Raw genomic sequence first — 24,693 nt, forward strand, 5'->3', positions numbered from 1 at the left:
ACCAACAATTCGCCCCTTTCCCCCGTAACCAGCCCTATGGCAACTTGCAGACCCTTGTCGAGACCCCGAACCATGGCCAACCCCTACCGCGAACTGTTCAACGCCCCCAGCGCCCGAGCTTTTGTGCTGGCCGGCATGATCGCGCGCATGCCGATTTCCATGACCGGTATCGGCCTGATCACCATGCTCTCGCAGCTGCAAGGTGGCTACGGGCTGGCCGGTTGATGGTGTTGCTTTGCACCCGCTTGCAGGCGCCGCACTGGACGTTGTTTGTGTTTGCTGCGCTGGCCGGCTGCATGCCGAGCATGTCGGCGATGGTGCGCGCGCGCTGGACCGAGCTCTATCGCGGCCAGCCGCAACTGCAAACCGCGTATGCCCCCGCTGCCGCGCCTGTTTCTGTACGGCGGCGTGGCGACGGCGGTGACGACGCTGCCGTTGCTGTGGGCGACCGACATTCTGGGCTTGTCGCTTGCGGTGTTCGTCGCCGGGCTGTTCTTTGCCCCGAGCTTGATTGTGGCGATGGCGCTGGTGGAACGCATCGTACCGCCGGCCAAGTTGACAGAAGGCCTGACCTGGCTGGTCACCGGCCTGAGCATCGGCGTGGCGATTGGCGCGGCCAGTTCGGGTTGGCTGGTGGATGCGTTCGGTGCGCGCAGCGGGTTTTGGGTGGCGATCGCGGCGGGGGCCGTGGTGCTGGGGTCTGCCGTGCAAAGCTTCCGCCACCTCAAGTAATTTTCAACCCCACCAACCTGTGGCGAGGGAGCTTGCTCCCGCTCGGCGGCGCAGCCGTCGTAAACCCTGCGACCATGTTCCACCTGACACACAGCGTTGGTTGGTTTTGAGGCCGCTTCGCAGCCCAGCGGGAGCAAGCTCCCTCGCCACAATTCATCGTCGATCTAATTCCCGGCGTCGCTCATTCGTTCTCTTTACAGACAACTTCTCGAGGTACGCCCGGTGACTCAGCTGACAATGCTGTGCCTGCCCTATTCAGGCGCGAGCGCGATGGTCTACAGCCGCTGGCGGCGCAAACTGCCGGAGTGGCTCACGTTGCGGCCGGTGGAACTGCCGGGGCGCGGTGCGCGATTTGGCGAGCCATTGCACACCGACATGCGGCGCCTGGCGCTGCAACTCGCCCAGGAAATAAAAGCCACGCTCAAGACGCCGTACGCGCTGTTCGGCCACAGCCTTGGTGCCTTGCTGGCCTGTGAACTGGCCCATGCGCTGCGGTCGCTGGGCTGCCCGGAGCCGGTCGCGCTGTTCGCCTCGGGCACCGCCGCGCCAACCCTTCGCGCCGACTACGACCGGGATTTCGCCGAACCGAAGACCGATGCCGAACTGATCGAGCAATTGCGCACCCTCAACGGCACCAGCGAGGAAGTGCTGGCCAACGAAGAGCTGATGAGCCTGACGTTGCCGGTCCTGCGTGCGGACTTCCTGCTGTGCGGCCGCTTCGAGCCTGTCCAGCGACCCTTGCTCAAATGCCCGGTGCATGTGCTCGGCGGCAAGGCTGATCGCGCCACGACTGAACAGCTGATCGGCTGGAGCAAGGAAACCCACGGCAGCTTTTCCGTGGACATGCTGGGTGGCGGGCACTTCTTCATCCATGAGCACGAGGCCAAGGTGCTGCGAGTGATCAAGGATCAGCTGGATGTGCATCGTCGACGGCATGTTGTGGCCTGATTCAATCTCAAGATCACTTACACCCCCTGAGGAGCTTTTGTGGCGAGGGGATTTATCCCCGTTGGGTCGCGCAGCGGCCCCAAAAAATGGGACTGCTGCGCAGTCCATCGGGGATAAATCCCCTCACCACAGGGTTCGCTCCTACAAATTTGCATCACCCAGCCGCTCCCCACTCAACCTTCTTCCTGATACTTATTCTCATTCGCTAATTTTTCCGGTCTGCATTCGTTTTATAGGGACGACGTGCCTTTGTGCTTCCCGCCACTGATCCGGATGCTTAGAAATGAATGCTGATGACGCCTTGAAACTTGCTCGCCGGTTTATCGGGTTGCCCCTGGAAAAGCGCCAGATGTTCCTTGCGGCCTTGCACAAGGAAGGCGTTGATTTCGCCCGGTTTCCGATTCCTGCCGGCGTCGAGGCCGAGGATCGCCAGGCGCTGTCGTACGCTCAGCAGCGCATGTGGTTTCTCTGGCAACTGGACCCGCAAAGCGGTGCCTACAACTTGCCGGGCGCGGTGCGCCTGACCGGGCGCTTGAACCTGCCGGCGCTTGAACAAGCGTTCGTCACCCTCGTAGACCGTCACGAAACCCTGCGTACGGTGTTCCAGCGTCAGACCGACGAGACGTTGCTGCAAGTACCGGCCAACGCACCGCTGGTCATCGAGCAGGTGGATTTCAGCGCATTGCCGGTCGCGGAGCGCGAACAGGCCGTCGCCCAGGCCGCCGCGCAGCAATCTGTGTTGCCGTTCGATCTAGCCACCGGCCCATTGCTGCGCGTCACCTTGCTCAAGCTCGCCGAGCAGGAACACGTGCTCCTGCTGACCTTGCACCACATCGTTTCCGATGGCTGGTCGATGAACGTGCTGATCGACGAATTCATCCGCTGCTACGACGCGTTTGCGGCGGGCACACAACCGCACCTCGCGCCCTTGCCGATCCAGTACAGCGACTACGCGTTGTGGCAGCGGCGCTGGCTGGAGGCCGGTGAGCAAGCGCGTCAACTCGACTATTGGCAAGCACAACTGGGCGACGAGCATCCGGTGCTGGAGTTGCCCACCGACCACCCACGCCCGGCGATGCCGAGCCATCGCGGTACCCGTTACGAATTCGCCGTCGACGGGCAACTGGCCGAGCAACTGCGCACCACCGCTCAGCAGCACAACATCACCCTGTTCATGCTGTTGCTCGGTGCGTTCAATGTGCTGCTGCACCGTTACACCGGGCAGACCGACCTCCGCGTCGGCGTGCCGATTGCCAACCGTAACCGCGCGGAAATCGAAGGGCTGATCGGCTTCTTCGTCAACACCCAGGTGCTGCGTACCACGCTCGACGGCCAGACCCGCGTCGCCGACCTGCTGCGTACAATCAAGGAAACTGCCCTCGGCGCCCAGGCCCATCAGGACCTGCCGTTCGAGCGCCTGGTCGAGGCGCTGAAGCTGGAACGCAGCCTCAGCCACACGCCGCTGTTCCAGGTGATGTACAACCACCAGCCGCAGGTCGCGGACATGTCCAGCATCAGCACCGCGTCCGGCCTGACGTTGGGTGCGATCGAGTGGGAAGGGCGCACCACGCAGTTCGACCTGACTCTCGACACCTATGAAAAAGGCGGCAAGCTCCACGCGGCGCTGACCTACGCCAATGACCTGTTCGACGCCGACACCATCACGCGTATGGCCCAGCACTGGACGCACCTGCTGCAAGGCATGGTCGCGGATTCGCAACAGCGCATCAGCGATTTGCCGCTGCTTGAACACGCGGAATACCAGCGCATCGTGCATGACTGGAATCGCGCCGATGACCCGTTCCCGCAAGACCTGTGCATCCATGAACTGATCAGCCAGCAAGCCGCCGCCAGCCCAACGGCACGGGCAGTGACCTTCGCCACCCGGCACCTGACCTACGCCGAACTAGACGTTCAGGCCAATTGCCTGGCCCACAAACTGATCGAGCTGGGCGTCGGCCCGGAAGTCCGCGTCGGCGTGGCGATGCAGCGTTCGGAAAACTTGCTGGTCGCGTTGCTCGCAGTGCTCAAGGCCGGCGGCGCCTATGTGCCGCTGGATCCGGATTACCCGGCCGAACGCGTCGCGTACATGCTCGAAGACAGCCGCGCCCTGGTGCTGTTGACCGAACACGCGGTGGCCGCGACCTTGACCGTATCTGCCGGCACACAAGTGCTGTTGCTGGACGAGATCGAACCGCTGCTGACCGCGTACCCGGCCAGCGCTCCGGTCACCCGTGTCACGCCCGATAATCTGGCCTACGTGATCTACACCTCCGGCTCCACCGGCAAACCCAAAGGCGTGGCCATCGCCCATCGCAACGTGCTGGCGCTGATCGACTGGTCGAAAACGGTCTACAGCCGCGAGGACATCCAGGGGGTATTGGCCTCGACGTCGGTGTGCTTCGACCTGTCGGTGTGGGAGCTGTTCGTCACCCTGGCCAACGGCGGGTCGGTGATCATCGCCCGCAATGCCCTGGAGTTGCCGCAATTGCCGGCCCGTGATCAGGTGCGCCTGATCAACACCGTGCCGTCGGCGATCAATGCGTTGCAGCGCGACGGGCAGATCCCGCCGAGCGTGCGCATCATCAACCTGGCCGGCGAGCCGCTGAAGCAAAGCCTGGTGGACGCGCTGTACGAGCAGTCGACCATCCAGCACGTCTATGACCTGTACGGTCCGTCGGAAGACACCACGTATTCGACCTGGACCCGACGCGACGCTGGCGGTAGCGCGAACATTGGTCGACCGCTCAAACACACCGCCAGCTATTTGTTGGACGCCGAGCTGCAACCGGTGCCGCAAGGCGTGTCGGCCGAACTGTATCTGAGCGGCGCGGGCATCACCCGTGGCTACCTGGCGCGTCCGGGCATGACCGCCGAAAAGTACGTGCCCAACCCGTTCGCCCGCAACGGCGAGCGCCTGTACCGCACCGGCGACCTGACCCGTTACGGGGCCGACGGCACGCTGCAATACGTCGGACGCATCGATCATCAGGTCAAGGTCCGTGGCTTTCGCATCGAGCTGGGTGAAATCGAAGCGCGGCTGTTGCAGCAAGAAGCCGTGCGCGAATTGGCGGTGCTGGCGCAGGAAGGCGTCAGCGGCCAGCAACTGGTCGCCTACATCGTGCCGACCGAGCCGGCGTTATTGGCCGATGCCGATGCTCAAGTGACCCTGCGGGAAACTCTGAAAGCAGCCCTGCGGCAGCACTTGCCGGATTACATGGTCCCGGCGTTCCTGTTGTTCCTCGAGCACTTGCCACTGACACCCAATGGCAAACTCGACCGCAAGGCCCTGCCGGCCGTCGACGGTTCGCAGGCACAGCGGGAACACATCGCGCCGCGCAGCACGCTTGAAAAAGCACTGGCCGCGATCTGGCAAGACGTACTTACCATCGACAACGTCGGCCTTGAAGACAATTTCTTCGAACTGGGCGGCGACTCCATCGTGTCCATGCAAGTGGTCAGCCGTGCGCGTCAGGCCGGGATCGTGTTGAGCCCCAAGGACCTTTTCCAGCACCAGACCATTCGCAGCCTGGCCCAGGCGGCCCGCAGCGGCGAGCAGCCCCTGATCGACCAAGGTCCGGCCAGTGGCGCGGTGGCCCTGGCGCCGGTGCAGCAGTGGTTCTTCGAGCAAGCCATTCCAGAGCGTCAGCATTGGAACCAGTCGCTGTTGCTGGTGCCGCGCGAGGCGTTGAACGTCGAGGCACTGGATCAAGCCCTGGAAAAACTGCTGACCCATCACGACAGCCTGCGCCTGCGTTACCAACAGACGGAAAACGGCTGGCAGCAAGCCTACGCCGCGCCGACCACGGCGTCGGTGTTGTGGCAACGTCAGGCGCAGTCGGTTGCAGAAATGAACGACCTCTGCGACGAGGCCCAACGCAGTCTCGATCTGCAAAACGGTCCTCTGCTGCGTGCGATGCTGGTGGCGATGGCGGATGGCACTCAACGCTTGCTGCTGGTGATTCATCACCTCGCGGTGGACGGTGTTTCCTGGCGCGTACTGCTGGAAGACTTCCAGCAGTTCTACCGCGGCGGCAACCTGACGATGGCGAAAACCAGCACCTACCAGCGTTGGGTTGCACACCTGCAGGATCATCTGCCGGTGTTTGAAAACAGCCTCGGTCATTGGCAAACCCAGCTGCGCGACGCACGCAACGAACTGCCGTGCGACCGCCCGAACGGCGCGCTGGAAAATCGCTACGAGCAAAAACTCGAACTTAAACTCGACGCCGAGCAAACGCGCAAGTTGCTGCAACAGGCTCCGGCGGCCTATCGCACGCAGGTCAACGATCTGCTGCTGACCGCTCTGGCACGAGCGGTGTGCCGCTGGAGCGGGCAGGGCAGTGCGCTGATTCAACTCGAAGGCCATGGCCGCGAAGACCTGTTCGACGACATCGACCTGACCCGCACGGTGGGTTGGTTCACCAGCCTGTTCCCGGTCAATCTGCAACCGTGCAGCGATCTCGGCGCTTCGATCAAAACCATCAAGGAACAACTGCGCGCCGTGCCGGACAAGGGCCTGAGCTACGGCGCGCTGCGTTACCTCGGTACCCCGGCGATGCGCGCTGAACTGGCGGCCTTGCCGCAACCGCGCATCACCTTCAACTACCTGGGGCAGTTCGACCGTCAGTTCAACGAAGCCGCGCTGTTCGTGCCGTCCACCGAGGGCAACGGCGTGGCGCAGGACCCTTCGGCACCGCTGGGCAACTGGCTGACGGTCGAAGGCCAGGTCTACGGCGGTGAGCTGTCCCTGAGCTGGGGTTTCAGCCGCGAGATGTTCGACACCGCGACCCTCCAGCGCCTGGTGGATGATTACGCGCAGGAACTCAACGCGCTGATCGATCATTGCTGCGTGCTGGAGACCGCACACGCCACACCGTCGGACTTCCCACTGGCACGCATCAGTCAGGCGCAGCTCGATGATTTGTCGGTCGCCACCTTTGAAGACCTGTACCCGCTGTCGCCGATGCAACAGGGCATGTTGTTCCACACCCTCCATGAACCGGAGGTCGGCGCCTACATCAGTCAACTGCGCCTGGACATCCAGGGCCTCGATCCGCAGCGCTTCGCCCAGGCGTGGCAGGCCGCGCTGACACGTCACGACATTCTGCGCAGCCGCTTCCACTGGCAAGGCCTCGACGTGGCGCACCAGGCGATTGCCCGTCAGGTCACGTTGCCCCTCGAAATGCTTGAAAGCGCCGACACCGATACCCTGGCCGACGCCGAGCGCGCCCTGGGTTTCGAACTGGACAATGCGCCGCTGTTTCGCTTGAAACTGGTACGCACGGGTGCCACGGACTGGCACCTGATTTACACCAGCCACCACATCCTGATGGACGGCTGGAGCAACGCGCAGTTGCTGGCCGAAGTGATTCAACACTATGCCGTCGGGCAATCGCTGCCGGCACCGACCGGGCAATACCGCGACTACCTGGGCTGGTTGCAGCAGCAATCGGCTGTCGCTGGCGAGCAGTTCTGGAAAAACGCGCTGGTGCCGCTTGAAGCGCCTACGCTGTTGGCCGAAGCCCTGCGTCCGCCGGTAGGTAACGAGGGCAGCGCGGAATACCGCGTGGCGCTGGACAGTCGCGCCACCCAGCGCCTGGCCGAGTTCGCCCGTCAGCAGAAAGTCACCCTCAATACCGTGCTGCAAGCGGCGTGGAGCCTGTTGCTGCATCGCTACACCGGCCAGGATTGCGTGGTGTTCGGCGCCACGGTCGCCGGGCGTTCGGCGCCGCTGCCGGGGATCGAAGAGCAGCTCGGTTTGTTCATCAACACGCTGCCGCTGGTGTGCGTGATGAAACCGGATTGCACTGTCAGCCAATGGTTGAGCGAGCCGCAAGGTTTGAACCTGGCCATGCGTGAGTTCGAGCATGTGCCGCTGTACGACATTCAGGGCTGGGCCGGGCAGCAGGGCTCGGCGTTGTTCGACAGCCTGCTGGTGTTCGAAAACTTCCCGGTGGCCGAAGCGCTGAAGCAAGGCGCGCCGGCCGGGCTGTCGTTCGGCAACCTGCATAATCACGAGCGCACGCATTATCCGTTGACGCTGGGCATCGAACTCGGCGCGAGCCTGAGCCTGGATTTCAGCTATGACAGGGCGCGGTTCAATGCGGCTCAAATCGCGCAATTGTCGGCCAATCTGCAGCACCTGCTGACGCAACTGGTGGCGCTGCCGGACGCGGCACTCGGCGCGCTGGAACTGCTCGAAGTCGATGGCAAAGACGAGTTGCTCGGTATCAGCCAGGCGCTGCCGGTCGAGTTATCCACAACCCTTCTGGTACACGAACAAATCGCCGCCCAGGCTGCCAACACCCCGGACGCGCTGGCGTTGCGGGTCGAGGGTCAGTCCCTGAGCTACTTGCAATTGAACACCCAGGCCAATCGCCTGGCCCATCGCCTGATTGAAAACGGTGCCGGCCCCGGCAAGCGCGTCGGACTGGCCCTGCACCGTGGCCCGCACTTGATCGTCAGCCAGCTGGCCGTGCTGAAAAGCGGCGCGGCCTATGTGCCGCTGGACCCGAAATACCCGGCTGAACGCCTGGCCTACATGATCGCCGACAGCCGCCTCGACCTGCTGCTGTCTGAGGCTGGTCTGCTGGAAGATGCCCCCGGCGTCCTTCGTCTTACCCTCGACGACAGCGCCGGCTACCCCGACAGCAATCCGCAAAACAACGCGGTCGCTGAAAACCTGGCCTACATCATCTACACCTCCGGCTCCACCGGTCAGCCCAAAGGCGTAGCCATCGCCCACGCCGCGCTGCGCGAGTTCTGCCAGACCGCTGCCGATTATTCGCGGCTGTCGGCGTCGGACCGCGTGTTGCAGTTTGCGACTTTCAGCTTCGACGGCTTCGTCGAGCAATGTTTCCCGGCGCTGTGCGTTGGTGCGGCGTTGATCATGCGCGGCGATGACATGTGGGACGCCGGCCGTCTCGCCGCCGAAATCGTCGAACAGCGCGTGACCGTGGCCGACCTGCCAGCCGCGTATTGGTACTTGCTGGCCCGGGAATGCGCAAGCGACGTGGTGCGTGATCTTGGCGATTTGCGTCAGGTGCATGTCGGCGGCGAAGCGATGTCGGTCGAAGGGTTGCGCCTGTGGCATCAGGCCGGCTTGAGCCACGTGCGACTGCTCAACACCTACGGCCCGACCGAGGCGACCGTGGTTTCCAGTGTTCACGAATGCCGGCTTGAAGACGCCAGCGACGCCTTTGGCATTCCGATTGGTCGTGCCATCGCCGGCCGCTCGCTGTACGTGCTGGACCCGGCCGGTCAATTGCTGCCGCCCGGCGGCGTGGGCGAACTGTGCATCGGCGCAGCCGCCAGCCTCGCGCAAAGCTACTTTGATCGCCCGGCGCTGACCGCTGAACGTTTCCTGCCTGACCCGTTCGCCCGTGAGCCGGGGGCGCGGCTGTACCGCAGCGGCGACTTGGCACGCTACAACGCTGAAGGACATCTGGAATACGTCGGGCGTATCGACCATCAGGTGAAAATCCGTGGTTTCCGCATCGAAATGGGCGAGATCGAAGCCTGCCTGCAAGCCCGCGAGGACGTGCACGAAGCGGCGGTCATCGCGCAGGACGGTACGCAACTGGTGGCGTATGTGGTGGCCGCCGACGCGGTCGATTTGCCGTCGCAATACCTTGAACACCTCAAGGCCGTTTTGCGCCAGTCGCTGCCTGAATACATGGTGCCGGGTCACCTGATCCTGCTGGCCAAATTGCCGCTCAACAACAACGGCAAACTGGATCGCCGAGCGTTACCGCGCGTTGAGGCCAGCGCTGCACAGCGTGAGTTCGTGGCCCCGGGCCAAGGCCTGGAAACGCAACTGGCGCTGATCTGGCAAGACGTGTTGCAGGTCGAGCAGGTGGGGCGCACCGATAACTTCTTCGAACTGGGCGGGCACTCGTTGCTGGTGCTGCAGGTCATCTCGCGGGTGCGTCAGCAGTTGCAGCTGGAACTGTCGGTGAGCAGCCTGTTCTCGGCGGCGAACCTGGCGGCGTTTGCCGAGCGTGCGGCGCTGGCGAGCAGCAATGGCCAACCGCAATTGCTGCCGGCCCCTGCCGATCAGCCGCCGCTGCTGTCCTACGCCCAGCAACGTCAATGGATTCTCTGGCAGCTGGACCCCCAGAGCCCGGCCTACAACATCCCGGCCGCGCTGCGCCTCAAGGGCTCGCTGAATGGCGATGCACTGCGCGAAGCCTTCGCTCAGTTGCAGGCCCGCCACCAGACGTTGCGCACCACGTTTGAACAGGATGGCCAGCAGGCCAGTCCGATTTTGCACGAGCATCTGGCGCTGCAACTGGAACAACGCGCACTCGATCAGGCGTCGGTCGACCAGGCCGTAGCCGCAGAAATCGCCCGCCCGTTCGACCTGCGCAACGGCCCGTTGTGGCGGGTGTTGCTGCTGCAAGTGAACACGGATGAACACGTGCTGGTGCTGACCGTGCACCACATCGCCGCCGATGGCTGGTCGATGCAGGTCATGGTCGATGAGTTCAGCACGCTGTATCAGGCAGCCGTAGAAGGCCATGCCGCGAACCTGAACAGCCTGCCGGTGAACTACAGCGACTATGCCCGTTGGCAGCGCGACTGGCTGGAGGCCGGCGAGGGCGCGCGGCAACTGAACTGGTGGCGCGAGCAACTGGCCGGCAGCCAAACGCCGCTCGAATTGCCCAGCGAACTGACCCGCCCGGCCCGGCGTACCGAGCGTGGCGCGAGTCTGGTGTTGAACGTCGATCGCGACTTGCTCGCCGGTTTGCGTCAACGGGCCCAGGAACAACAGGTGACGTTGTTCATGCTGTTGCTGGCGAGTTTCCAGACCTTGCTGCATCGCCAGAGCGGCCAGTCGGGCATCAGCGTCGGCGTACCGAGTGCCGGGCGTTCACGCATTGAAACCGAAGGCCTGATCGGCTTCTTCATCAACACCCAGGTGCTGCGCGCCGAGATCGACGGGCAGCAGCCGTTCAGCACCTTGTTGCAACAGGTGAAACGCACGGCACTGGGCGCGCAAGCGAATCAGGACGTGCCCTTTGAGCAGTTGGTGGAGGCACTTCAGCCGGACCGCAGCCTCAATCACAGCCCGTTGTTCCAGGTGCTCTACAACCACCAGCAGCAACTGGGCGCGAGTGTCGAACGCCGCGTCGCCGGTTTGCAGGTCGAGCGTCTGCACTGGCAGCAACACACCACGCAATTCGACCTGGTGCTCGACACCCAGGAGCAGGGCGACACGCTGGACGCCAGCCTGACGTACGCCACGGATCTGTACGACGAAGCGTCGATGACGCGCTTCGCCGAGCAGTGGCTGAACCTGTTGCGTGCAGTGGTCGACGATCCGCAGCAGCGGGTTGCCGAATTGCCGCTGTTGCAAGCGCCGCAGAGCGCTGCACTGATCGAGCACTGGAATCCGTCCTTCGAAACGCAACCGCCGTCGCCCACCTTGCATCAGCTGTTTGAAGCGCAAGCCGCGCAACGACCGAACGCCGTCGCACTGGTCTACGAAGGCGAACGCCTGACCTACGCCGCGCTCAACGCCCAGTCCAACCGCCTGGCGCGAAAACTGCGCGAGCAAGGCGTCGGCCCCGAAGTGCGGGTCGGCCTTGCTACCGAGCGTGCGATGCCGCTGGTGGTCGGCTTGCTGGCGATTCTCAAGGCCGGTGGCGCTTACGTGCCGCTCGATCCGCAATACCCGGCTGAGCGTTTGAGCTACATGATCGAGGACAGCGGCATCACCCTGTTGCTGACGCAACAGCACTTGATCGACGCGTTGCCGGCCTGCGACGGCGTGCAGGTGCTCAGCCTGGAGTCGTTGCCGCTGGACGCCTTAAGTGCCGACAACCTGACAGCGCGGTCGTCCCCGGACAACCTGGCCTATGTGATTTACACCTCCGGTTCCACGGGCCGGCCGAAAGGCGCGTTGCTCAGCCACGGCAACGTCGGGCGCCTGCTCTCGGCCACCGCTGGCGAGTTCAACTTCGGGCCGGACGACGTCTGGACGCTGTTTCATTCCTACGCCTTCGACTTCTCGGTGTGGGAGCTGTTTGGCGCGCTGTGCACCGGCGGGCGCCTGGTGATCGTGCCGTATTACATCAGCCGCGAACCGCAGGCGTTTCACCAGTTGCTGTGCGACGAGGGCGTGACGGTGTTGAACCAGACGCCGACCGCGTTCCGCCAGTTGTTGCCGATCGCCTGTGCCAGCCCACGGAGCCTGGCGCTGCGTCAGGTGATTTTCGGTGGCGAAGCACTGGAAGTCGCGAGCCTGCGCCCTTGGTTCGACCGCTTCGGCGACCAGCAGCCCACCCTGGTCAACATGTACGGCATCACCGAAACCACGGTGCACGTCACCTACCGCGCGATTCGTCTGGCCGACCTCGACGGCAAGGCGCAGAGCCCGATTGGCCTGCCGGTCCGCGACCTGCGCTGGTACTTGCTCGACAGCCAGTTGCAGCCGGTGCCGGTGGGCGTGGCGGGCGAGTTGTACATCGCCGGCGCCGGCCTGGCGCGGGGGTATCACGGGCGTTTCGGCCTGACCGCCGAGCGCTTTGTGCCGAGCCCGTTCGAGGCCTCGCAACGGCTCTATCGCAGTGGCGACCTGGCGCGTCAGCGTGCCGACGGCAGCATCGATTACCTCGGCCGGATCGACCAGCAAGTGAAGATTCGCGGTTTCCGCATCGAGCTCGGCGAAATCGAAGCCGCGCTGCTGGCCCAACCGGGCGTGCGTCAGGCGGTGTTGAGCGTGCACGTCGGCGAGGGCGGGCCGCAGCTCTGCGCCTATGTCGTTGCCGAACAAACCCCGCACGACCCGATGGCCTGGCGCGACACTTTGCGCGCCGCGCTCAAGGTCGATCTGCCTGACTACATGGTGCCGAGCCACTGGCTGCTGCTGGACAGCTTGCCGCTGACCGGCAACGGAAAGCTCGACCGCAAGGCCTTGCCGCTGCCCGACGCGCAGGCCTGGCAACGAGCGTTCGTCGCCCCCGAAGGCGAACTTGAACAGCAACTGGCCGCGATCTGGGCCGACGTGTTGGGCGTGGCGCAGATCGGCCGGCACGACAACTTCTTCGAATTGGGCGGGCATTCGCTGCTCGCCGCCCAGGCCAGTGCCCGCGTGGAACTGGAACTGGGCATCGAGCTGCCGCTGCGTGCGCTGTTCGAATCCGCCGACCTTCAGGCTTATGCCGCCCTGGCCGGGCAACATGCCCCGGCTGACAACGATGCACGTCTTGATGCGCTTGAGTCGCTTCTCGACGAGATGGAGATCAACTGATGGAACACAGCACTGCCCAGCGTATCGCCACCCGCTTCGCCGGCCTGCCTGCCGACAAACGTCGCGAGTTTCTGACACGCATGCAAGCGCAGGGCGTGAGCTTCGGCCAACTGCCGATTCCGCCGGCGGCCGAACCGCAATCGAGCTTCGAACTGTCGTATGCGCAGCAGCGCCAGTGGTTCCTCTGGCAGCTCGACCCGCAGAGCCCGGCGTACAACATTCCTGCCGCGTTGCGCTTGCATGGGCCGCTGAATATCGAGGCGTTGCAACAGAGTTTCGACGTGCTGCTGGAGCGGCATCAGAGCCTGCGCAGCCGGTTTGTCGAGGACGACGGTCAGGTGGCGCAGACGCTGGCGGCGTTCACTTCGTTGCCGATTGAACAGATCGATCTGCGCGGCGAACCTCAGGAAACGCGCTTCGATCTCGCCCTGAAAAGCGTCGAGCAGGACATCGCCCGCTCGTTCGATCTGCAGCACGGCCCGCTGTTGCGGGTCAGCCTGCTGCAACTCGATGCCGAAGACCATGTGCTATTGCTGACCTTGCACCACATCGTCACCGATGGCTGGTCGATGGGCGTGTTGGTGGAAGAGTTTTCCCGGCTCTACGCCGCCCATTGCCAAGGGCAGAACGCTGTACTGGACGCGTTGCCGATTCAGTATTCCGACTACGCCCTGTGGCAACGGCGCTGGATGGAAGCGGGCGAGCTGGAGCGTCAGCTCGACTGGTGGCGTGCCACGCTGGGCAGCGAACAACCGCTACTCGAATTGCCGACTGATCGCCCGCGCCCGGCGCAACCGAGCCAGCGCGGTGCCCGTCTGGATTTCGCCCTCGATGGCGCATTGGCCAGCGGTCTGATGAGCCTGGCCAAACAGCGCGGCGTCACGCCGTTCATGCTGTTGCTGGCGAGTTTTCAAGCGTTGCTCTATCGCTACAGCGGCCAGTCCGACCTGCGAGTCGGCGTGCCGATTGCCAACCGCAATCGCGCCGAAACCCGGGGCCTGATCGGTTTCTTCGTCAACACCCAGGTGATGCGCGCCGAGCTGGACGGGCGCCTGCCCTTCAGCCAGTTGCTTGACCAGACCCGCACCGCATCGCTGGATGCCCAGGCGTATCAGGACCTGCCGTTCGAGCGGCTGGTGCAAGCGTTGCAAGGTGAACGCAGCCTCAGCCACAGCCCGTTGTTCCAGGTGATGTTCAATCACCAGCAAGCCAAACCGGCAGCGGTCAGCGGGCTGCTCGCGGGCCTGCGCGTCGAAGCGCTGAACGCCACGGCCCACACCACTCAGTTCGACCTGCAACTGGACACCCAGGAAGAGGGCGACAAACTGTTCGCCAGCCTGACCTACGCCACCGATTTGTTTGACGCCGAGCGCATCGAACACCTTGCTCGGCATTGGCGCAACCTGTTGGCCGGCGTGCTGGCGAACCCGCACTGTCCGCTGGCGGAACTGCCGCTGGCGGACGCCGACGAGCGCCTGCGCATTCTGGACGGGCTCAACGACACCGCTCAGGCGTACCCGGGCGACGTCTGCGTGCAGCGCCATTTCGAGCAACGGGTCGTTGAAAACGCTGACGCCACGGCGCTGGTGTTCCAGGGCCAACGCTTGAGTTACGGCGAACTGAACCGGCGCGCCAACCGCCTCGCCCATCATTTGCGCGCCCAGGGTGTCGGCCCGGAAGTGCTGGTGGGGATTGCCTGCGACCGCTCGTTTGAAATGGTCGTCGGCCTGCTGGCGATCCTCAAGGCGGGTGGCGCCTATGTGCCGCTGGACCCGGAATACCCGCTGGATCGCCTGAGCTATATGATCGAGGACAGCGGCATTTCGCTGTTGCTGACCCAGGCCCATTTACTGGCGCAATTGCCGACGCCGGACAGCGTGCGCACCGTGTGCCTGCAAGCCGAGGTCGATTGGCTGAGCGATCTGCCGGACACCAATCCGACCAACCTGGCCGTCGCCGAAAACCTCGCCTACGTGATTTACACCTCCGGCTCCACCGGCAAACCCAAAGGCGCGGGCAACCGCCATGTCGCGTTGCACAACCGCCTGGAATGGATGCAGCAGGCCTACACACTGCTGCCGAGCGACCGCGTACTGCAAAAGACCCCGTTCAGTTTCGACGTGTCGGTGTGGGAGTTTTTCTGGCCGCTGATGAAGGGCGCCACCCTGGTGATTGCCGCGCCGGGTGAGCATCGCGACCCGCAACGTCTCGCCGCATTGATCGTCGAGCAGGCGATCACCACGCTGCACTTCGTGCCGTCGATGCTCTCGGCCTTCATCAGTGCCGACGAATCATTGGCCTGCACCTCGCTGCAACGGATCATTTGCAGCGGTGAAGCGCTGCCGATGGAGCTGCAACGCCAGACCTTGCGCAGCCTGCCGCAAGCCAGCCTCTACAACCTCTACGGCCCGACCGAAGCGGCCATCGACGTCACCCACTGGACGTGCGTGGAGGAAGGTCGCGACAGCGTGCCGATTGGCCGTCCGATTGCCAACCTGCGCACCTGCATCCTCGACAGTGAACTGCAACCATTGCCGCTGGGCGCGGTGGGCGAGTTGTACCTGGGCGGCGTCGGCCTGGCGCGCGGTTACCACCGACGCGGTGCGCTGACCGCCGAGCGGTTTGTGGTCGACCCGTTCGGCAGCGGCGAGCGTCTGTACCGCACCGGGGACCTGGCGCGTTATCGCGCGGACGGCGCCATCTATTACTGCGGACGTATCGACCACCAGGTGAAAATTCGCGGCTTGCGTATTGAGCTGGGCGAAATCGAGGCGCGCCTGCAAGAACATGTCGACGTTCAGGATGCCGTGGTCCTGGCCCTCGACGGCCCGAGCGGCAAGCAACTGGTGGCGTACGTCGTGCCGCAGTCCCCGGCATTGCTTGGCGCCACTGCCGAGCAACAAGGCGCTTGGCGTGAAGCCCTGAAAAGCCATTTGCTCGCCAGCCTGCCGGATTACATGGTGCCGGCGCAGACCGTGCTGATCGAACACATGCCCCTGAGCCCCAACGGCAAACTCGACCGCAAGCGCTTGCCCGCGCCCACCGCGCCGGTCAGTCAGCGTGCGTTCGAAGCGCCGCGCAGCGAACACGAACAGGTGCTGGCGCAGATCTGGCAGGACGTGCTGGGCGTGGAGCAGGTCGGGCGTCTGGACAACTTCTTCGAACTGGGCGGTGACTCGATCATTTCGATCCAGGTGGTCAGCCGTGCCCGTCGTGCCGGCCTCAGCCTGCAACCGCGCGACCTGTTCCAGCAGCCAACCTTGCAGGCCCTGGCTGCCGTGGTCAAAGAACAGGCCGCACCGCTCGCGCCGCAAGGGCCGGTGGACGGTGTGCAAACACTTACGCCGATTCAACGCTGGTTCTTCGACGAACCCATTGCGCAACGCGCGCACTGGAACCAGGCGGTGCTGCTGGTGCCGCGTGAAACCCTCGAACTGCCGCGCCTGCAAGCCGCGCTGCAACGGCTGCTCAAGCAGCACGATGCCTTGCGTTTGCGCTTCAGTCAGGTCGATGGCCGATGGTCGGCGCGTTATGTCGGGGCGGACAGCGCCGACGTGATTGACATGCTCTGGACCGCCCGCGTGGCCAGCGATGCCTCGCTGGAATCGGTGTGCGACGAAGCGCAACGCAGCCTCAGCCTGCAAGACGGTCCGTTGCTGCGCGTGGCATTGATCGCCCAGGCTGATGGCTCGCAGCGCTTGCTGTTGGTGATCCACCATTTGGCGGTGGACGGCGTTTCGTGGCGAGTATTGCTGGAAGATTTGCAGGCCGCGTACCAGGGGCAAGAGCTGCCGCCCAAGACCAGTGCGTTCCAGGCCTGGGCCGACAAACTCGAGGTGTATGCACGCTCCGAAGCCGCCACCAGCGAACTCGACTGGTGGCAAGCACAGTTGGGTTGCGCCGAGGCATCGCTGCCCGCCGCCCATGCCGAAGCGAGCCAGGCCGGGCATTTGCGCCAGGGCGTCAGCATCGGCCTGGACCGCGAACAGACCCGTCAATTGCTGCAACAGGCGCCGGCGATCTACCGCACGCAGGTCAACGATCTGCTGCTGACGGCGCTGGCCCGCACCCTCAGCCGCTGGACCGGGCACGCCTCGGCGCTGATCCAGCTCGAAGGCCATGGCCGCGAAGACCTGTTCGATGACATCGACCTGACCCGCACGGTCGGCTGGTTCTCCAGCCTGTTCCCGGTGCGCCTGACGCCGACCGCCGACCTCGCCGGCTCGATCAAGGCGATCAAGCAGCAACTGCGCGACATCCCCGGCAAAGGCATGGGCTACGGCCTGTTGCGCTATCTGGGCGATGCCTCGGCGCAAGCGGCGTTGGCCGCCTTGCCGCCAGCGCGGGTGACCTTCAACTACCTCGGCCAGTTCGACCAGAGCTTCGCCGAAGACGCGCTGTTCGCCCCGGCGCGCGAATCCAGCGGTGCTGCGCAATCGGCGGACGCTCCGTTGCCGAACTGGCTGTCGGTGGACGGCCAGGTCTACGGCGGTGAACTGAAACTCGACTGGACCTTCAGCCGCGAATGCTTCGACCTGCACGAGATCGAAGCGCTGGCCGCCGATTACCAGCGCGAATTGCTGGCGCTGATCGCCCATTGCCTGAGCGACGGAGCGGGCGGCGTGACCCCGGCGGACTTCCCGCTGGCGCGCTTGACCCAGGCGCAACTTGATGGGCTGCCGGTGCCGCCGGCGCAGATCGAGGACGTGTATCCGCTGTCGCCGATGCAGGCCGGTTTGCTGTTCCACAGCCGCTACGAATCGGAGGGCGGCGCGTACGTCAACCAGCTCAGCGTCGAGGCCGGTGGCCTGGATGCCGAGCGCTTGGGCGGTGCGTGGCAAGCGGTGCTCGACAGCCACCCGATCCTGCGCAGCAGTTTCCATTTCCCTGACGGTTTCGAGGCGCCGGTGCAACTGGTCCATCGTCATCTGCAGTTGCCGGTGACGTGCCTCGACTGGCGCGGCCGCAGCGATCAGGCCCACGCGCTGGCGCAACTGCTCGACAGCGAACGCTTGCAACTCGATCCGGCCCGGGCGCCGCTGATGCGCCTGACCCTGGTGCGACTCGACGATGAGCGTCAGCAGCTGATCTACACCCACCATCATTTGTTGCTCGATGGCTGGAGCAATTCGCTGCTGCTGAGCGAAGTCCTGCAGCGTTATGCCGGGCAAGCCGTGGAGGCACCGACCGGACGTTTCGCCGATTACATCGGCTGGCTGCAACGTCAGGATGCGCACGCCGACGAGCTGTTCTGGCGCGAGCAATTGGCGACCCTCGACAACCCGACGTTGTTGGCGCAAAGCCTCGCCCATGGCGACAACTCGACAACAGCATTCGCCGACCATCGCCAGACCTTCGATGTCGCCACCAGCCAGCGCTTCAGCGAGTTTGCGCGGCAGCAAAAAGTCACCCTCAACACCTTGGTCCAGGGCGCGTGGGCGCTGTTGCTGCAACGCTACAGCGGCCAGCGCAGCGTCGCGTTTGGCGCGACCGTGGCCGGGCGTCCGGTGGATGTGCCGGGGGCGGAAAGCCAGCTCGGCCTGTTCATCAACACCTTGCCGGTGATCAGCACGCCGGACGCGGTTGAGAGCGTCGGCCAGTGGCTGACCCGTTTGCAGGCGCAGAACCTGGAATTGCGCGAGCACGAATTCACCGCGTTGGGCGACATTCAGCGCTGGGCAGGGCGTGCCGGTGAACCGCTGTTCGACAGCCTGCTGGTGTTCGAGAACTTCCCGGTCGCCGAGGCGCTGCAACAGGGCGCGCCTGCCGGTTTGAGTTTCTCTATCCCGCAGAACCACGAACGCACCAATTTCCCGCTGACCCTGGCGGCGACCGCTGAACACCAGTTCAGCCTGCACTGGAGCTACCAGTGCGCGCATTTCAACAGCGCGGCGATTGCGCGGATGAGTGAGCACCTGGCCGCGTTGCTGACGGCGATGGTCGCCGCGCCACAGGCGGCGTTGAGTGAACTGGACCTGCTGACCGCGCCGGAACGCGAGCAGCAATTGCTCGACTGGAACCCGGCGTTCACTGCGGCGGAAAACCCGCTGTGCGTGCACCAGTTGATCGAAGCCCAGGCCGACATTCGGCCGGGCGCCACGGCGCTGATCTTCAACGACCTGGAATTGACTTTCGACCAGCTCAACCGTCGTGCCAACCCATTGGCCCATCGCCTTCGTGCACTGGGCATCGGCCCGGAAGTGCGGGTCGGCCTGGCGATGCAGCGTTCGCCGGAAATGATCATTGGCCTGCTGGCGATCCTCAAGGCCGGCGGCGCCTACGTACCGCTGGACCCGGCGTACCCGGCCGAGCGCCTGCGCTACCTGATGCAGGACAGCGGCATTTCACTGCTGCTCAGCCAGTCGTGGTTGCGGGAAAAACTGCCATTGCCGGATGGCTTGCCGGTGCTGGACATCGACTGCGAACCGTTGGACCTGATGCCGCAAAGCAATCCGGTCAACCTGACGTGCGGCGAAAACCTCGCGTACCTGATTTACACCTCCGGCTCCACCGGCCGGCCGAAAGGCGTCAGCGTGGCCCACGGTCCGCTGGCCATGCATTGCCTGGCCATTGGCGAGTTGTATGGCATGACCCCGGACGACCGCGAGTTGCAGTTCGCCTCGATCAGCTTCGACGGCGCCCACGAGCGCTGGCTGACACCATTGGTGTTCGGTTCGGCGGTGATGCCTCGCGATGACGAGTTGTGGAGCGTGGAGCGCACCTGCGCCGAGATTGAAAAGCACGGCATCACCATCGCCTGTTTCACCCCGACCTATCTGGGGCAGATCGCCGACTTCATGGGCGAAGCGGGGCGTGATCTGCCGATCCGTTCCTATACGCCGTGCGGTGAAGGCATGGCCAAGCATGCGTTCGATGAGGTCCAGCAAGTGCTGCAACCCAAGCGCCTGATCAACGGCTACGGCCCGACCGAAACCGTGATCACGCCGCTGATCTGGCTGGCGTATCCCGAGACCGAATTTGATTCGGCGTTCATGCCCATTGGCCGGCCGGTCGGCAATCGCAGCGCCTATATCCTCGACGGTGGCTTGCAGCCTTTGCCGGTAGGCGTCGCGGGCGAGTTGTACCTGGGTGGCGAGGGCGTGGCCCGGGGTTACCATCAACGGCCGGACCTCACGGCTGAACGTTTCGTGCCGGACCCCTTCGTGCCAGGCGCGCGTTTGTACCGCAGCGGCGACCTCGCGCGGTTCCGTGCCGATGGCGTCGTTGAATACCTTGGCCGGATCGACCAGCAAGTGAAGATTCGCGGGTTCCGAATCGAGCTCGGCGAAATTGAAGCCTGCCTGCTCGAACACGAGGGGGTGCGTGAAGCGTTCGTCATCGATCGCGAAGGCCCGGTCAGCCGCCAACTGGTCGGCTACGTGGTGCCTCGCGATCCGCTTGCCGACGAGCAGGGTTTGCGTGAAGCGCTGACGACTCACCTGCGCAGCCGTTTGCCGGCGCACATGCTGCCGGCGCATCTGATGTGCCTGGCGGCGTTGCCGCTGACACCGAACGGCAAGCTCGACCGTCAGGGCCTGCCCGCGCCGGAGGCCATTCGGCAGCACCAGGATCAAGTGCCCGCCGCGTCGCCGGCCGAAGCGTTGCTGGTGGAAATCTGGCAAGAATTGCTGGGGCTGGAGTCGGTGGGCGTCACCGAGAACTTCTTTGAACTGGGCGGTGATTCGATCATCTCGCTGCAAGCGGTGAGTCGGGCCGGGCAGCGTGGGCTGGTATTCAGCCCGAAGCAGCTTTTCGAGCAGCAGACCATCCGTGCACTGGCCGCCGTGGCCGTCAGCCGCGAAGCGACGCCGGTCGAATCGCCGACCGTCGAGGCGTTCTCGCTGGTGTCGCACCTCGACGTGGCTGCCCGTGAAGGGCTGCAAGACTTGTATCCGCTGTCGCCGATGCAGCAAGGCATGTTGTTCCATTGCCTCGATTCGCCGGAGCTCAACCCCTACGTCAATCAGTTGAGCGTGGCGGTGGACGGTTTGCAGGTGCCGCGTTTCCGTGCGGCCTGGCAGGCACTGGTGGCGCGTCACGAGGTGCTGCGCGCGGCGTTCCGCTGGCGTGACGGCTTGGCCGATCCGCTGCAAGCGGTGTTCACCGACGTCGAGTTGCCGATTGAAGAGCTCGACTGGCGCGACCGCAACGACACCGAGCAGGCGTTGAGCGAACTGGCCGCCGCCGAACAGGCCAAGGGCTTCGACCTGAGTTGCCCGCCGCTGATGCGCTTTGTGCTGGTGCGCCTGGGTGAAGACCGTTACCAGATGATCTGGATTTATCACCACTTGCTACTGGACGGCTGGAGTGCGTCGCGTCTGCTGGGCGACATGCTGCGCCTGTATCACCACGACAGCCTGCCGACCCTGACCGGCCGTTACGCCGACTACATCGCCTGGCTGCAACGCCAGGACGGCGCGCAGGCCGAAAGCTTCTGGCGCGAGCGACTGGCGTTGCTCGAAGCACCGACCATTCTGGCCAAGGCTTCCGGTGCCGCAGGTTCCGGTCACGGCGTGATGTACAGCAACCTCGACGCCGAGGCGACGGGCAAACTGCACCGCTTCGCCAAGCGTCAGCGCGTGACGTTGAATACGCTGGTGCAAGGCGCGTGGCTGTTGTTGCTGCAACGCCACAGCGGCCAGCGCAGCGTCGCGTTCGGCGCCACGGTGGCGGGGCGTCCGACCGGGCTGGTCGGGGCGCAGGACATGCTCGGCCTGTTCATCAATACCTTGCCGGTGATCCAGACCCTCGACCCGCAACAGCCGTTGGGCGAGTGGCTGCGCGACTTGCAGGATTACAACCTGATGGTCCGCGACTACGAGCACACGCCGTTGTCGGACATTCAGCGTTGGGCCGGGCAGGGTGGGCAAGGCTTGTTCGACAGCATCATCGTCTTCGAAAACCACCCGGTGGACCGTGCGTTGCGCGGCGGCGAGGAAGGTGAGCTGCGCTTCGCCGAAGTCGGCAGCGGCGGTGTCACCAACTTCCCGATGGACTTGATGGTCAGCGCCAACGAAGAAGGCCTGGAAGTCGAATACCTGTTCCTGCGGGATCGCTTCAGCGACCTGGAAGTCGAGCGGATTCGTGCGCAACTCGAAGGGTTGTTGCGGGCGTTGCCGGAGGACGCCACGTGCCTGCTCGGCAACATTGGCTTGCCTGAGGCGCGGTTGAGCCTGCCGCAGGCGTCTGCCGACAACAGCGATTTGCTGCACGCGTTCGATCAGCATGTGCGCACGCAACCGCAGAAAATCGCCTTGATCTGTGAAGATCGGGACGTCACTTATGCGGCGCTGGATGCACAGGCCAACGGGCTGGCGCAGCGGTTGATCGCTCGCGGCATTGGTCCGGAAAGCCTGGTGGCCGTGGCATTGCCCCGTTCGGAACGGACGATTGTCGCGTTCCTCGCGGTGCTCAAGGCCGGGGCGGCGTATTTGCCTCTGGACCTGGCGTACCCGGCCGAGCGTCTGGCTTACATGCTCAGCGATTCGGCGGCCAGCCTGCTGCTCTGCGACAGCAATCTCGGTGATCGCTTGACGTTGCCCGACAGCCCGCCACGTGTGTTGCTCGATCAGTTGATCTTCACCGACAGCGCGGGGTGCCCGGTGAAACGACCGTTGCCGGGGCACCTCGCGTACCTGATCTACACCTCCGGTTCCACTGGTCAGCCCAAGGGCGTGGCGGTGGCACGCGGGCCGATTGCCCGGCATTGCCGCGGCATCATCGACCTCTATGAGCTGGCACCGCGCAGTCGCGAGCTGCACTTCATGTCGTTCGCGTTCGACGGTGCGCAAGAGCGCTGGCTGAGTGTGATGTTGGCCGGGGGCAGCCTGGTGATCCGCGATGACAGCTTGTGGACACCGGAACAGACCCTGGACGTGTTGCATCGGCATGCCGTGACCGTCGCCTGCTTCCCGCCGGCCTACCTGCAACAGATGGCCGAAGTGGCCGAGCGTGTGGGCAATCCGCCGGCGGTCGAGGTGTATTGCTTTGGCGGTGACGCGGTGCCGGAGGCCAGTTTCGAGCAGGTCAAACGCGCCTTGCGTCCGCAGCGTCTGGTCAATGGTTATGGGCCGACTGAAACGGTGGTCACGCCGTTGTTATGGCGTGCCGAGGCCCGCGAAACCTGTGAGGCGGCGTATGCGCCGATTGGGCGTGGGGTGGCCGGGCGTGGCTTGTACGTGCTGGATGCCGACCTCAATCCGTTGCCGGTCGGTGTCAGTGGCGAGCTGTACCTGGGCGGCGAATGCCTGGCGCGCGGTTACCACCAGCGTCCCGGCATGAGTGCCGAGCGCTTTATGCCTGATCCGTTCGAGGCCGGTGGCCGCATGTATCGCACGGGTGATCTGGTGCGCCAGCGTGAATGCGGGTTGATCGATTACCTGGGGCGACTGGATCAGCAAGTGAAGATCCGCGGTTTCCGCATCGAACCGGGCGAAATCGAGGCGCGTCTGCGTGAGTGCGCAGGCGTGCAGGATGCCGCCGTGGTGGTGCATGACACGCCGACCGGCAAGCAATTGGTCGGTTATGTAGTGGCGGCTGGAGTGGTCGGGCTGGACCGTCGTTTGAAAACCGAGCTACAAGCACAACTGCCGGATTACATGGTGCCGGCGCGAATCCTGGTGCTGGAGCGCTTCCCGCTGTCGGCGAACGGCAAGCTTGATCGTCGCGCACTGCCGACGCCTGAATGGGCGCTCGGCGGTTATCGTGCGCCGCGCAATGAGCTGGAGTCGGCGCTGGTTGCGATCTGGCAAGAGGTGCTGGGCGTGCCGCAAGTGGGCATCGACGACAACTTCTTCGAGCTGGGCGGCGACTCGTTGCAGGTGCTGAAGGTCATCTCGCGGGTGCGCAGCCAGCCGCAACTGGGTTTCGAATTGAAGCTGCGGGATTTGATGCAGAAACCGTGCATCGCCGAGCTCAGCGGCTATCAGGCGGCCGAGACGGTTGCCACGGCGCCGGACCCGTTGCTGGCGCTGAACGCACGAATTCCCGACGTGCCGGCGCTGTTCTGCCTGCACGCCGGTTTCGGCACGGTGTTCGACTATGAGCCGCTGGCACGACGCCTCGAAGGCCGGCGCACGGTCTACGGCGTGCAATGCCGGATGTTGCTCGATCCGCACTGGCAGGAAGCGTCGCTGCTGGCGATGGCCCAGGCCTACGCGCAACGCATTCGCTGTCAGCAGGCCCACGGGCCGTATTACGTGCTGGGCTGGTCGCTGGGTGGCGCGTTGACGCAACTGGTGGCTCACGAACTGGAATCCCAAGGTGAAACGGTCGCGTTTGCCGGGCTGGTCGACAGCTACGTGGCGGGCACCGCCGAGGCGGGGGACTGGCGCGAGGATCTGGGTGACTTCCTGACGTTTGTGCTCGGTTTGCCGGACGATGAAGCCCAGGCACTGATTGCCTTGAAAGCCGCCGACCTGAACGAACGCGAAGGCGCCGTGGCGGTGATCGAGGCGGCCATGCATGGCTCCAATGGGCATGCAGCGCTGGGGGCGGGGGAGCTCACGCAGATCTTCGCCACCGGCTCACGCCTCAAGCAACTGGCGCTGGCGCATCGGCAATTGCCCGCGATCCAGGCCACGGCCCATCGCTGGTGGGTGGCCGGGCGCGACGATGAGCGTCGCGTGTTTGAGGCTCAGGTTGGTAGCCATGGTGTTGATCGTTTGTTGGCGGGTGGGCATTACGAGTTGCTGCGTGGGGATGAGTTGCTTGATGAGTTGGAGGACTTGCTGGAGCAACGCGTGGCGATTGCATGA

The 24,693-nt window shown here is 64.4% G+C and carries 3 protein-coding genes and 1 pseudogene; all 4 read left to right on the forward strand.

Going from position 1 to position 24,693, the window contains the following annotated elements:
• Window positions 1–72 precede the first annotated feature (72 nt).
• A pseudogene (locus EJA72_RS03320) lies at window positions 73–732 on the forward strand (MFS transporter).
• A 222-nt stretch (window positions 733–954) separates the two neighbouring features.
• Window positions 955–1,680 (forward strand): alpha/beta fold hydrolase, encoded by a 726-nt coding sequence (locus EJA72_RS03325; RefSeq protein ID WP_178129012.1) that lies wholly within the window; start codon window positions 955–957, stop codon window positions 1,678–1,680.
• A gap of 283 nt (window positions 1,681–1,963) precedes the next feature.
• The gene (locus EJA72_RS03330; RefSeq protein ID WP_157710116.1) at window positions 1,964–12,937 is read left to right on the forward strand and encodes a non-ribosomal peptide synthetase; all 10,974 of its coding nucleotides are present in this window, start codon (window positions 1,964–1,966) and stop codon (window positions 12,935–12,937) included.
• On the forward strand, window positions 12,937–24,693 hold the full coding sequence (locus EJA72_RS03335) for a non-ribosomal peptide synthetase (protein WP_157710117.1): 11,757 nt from the start codon (window positions 12,937–12,939) through the stop codon (window positions 24,691–24,693). Before EJA72_RS03330 ends, EJA72_RS03335 begins: the two co-directional genes overlap by 1 nt.

The organism is Pseudomonas sp. PB120 (genome assembly GCF_009761815.1).
In the GTDB taxonomy this organism is placed as follows: Bacteria; Pseudomonadota; Gammaproteobacteria; order Pseudomonadales; family Pseudomonadaceae; genus Aquipseudomonas.

Excerpts from the sequence above, each read along its gene's own strand:
- EJA72_RS03330 (WP_157710116.1), top strand. The coding sequence starts at position 1,964 with ATGAATGCTGATGACGCCTTGAAACTTGCTCGCCGGTTTATCGGGTTG.
- EJA72_RS03335 (WP_157710117.1), top strand. The coding sequence starts at position 12,937 with ATGGAACACAGCACTGCCCAGCGTATCGCCACCCGCTTCGCCGGCCTG.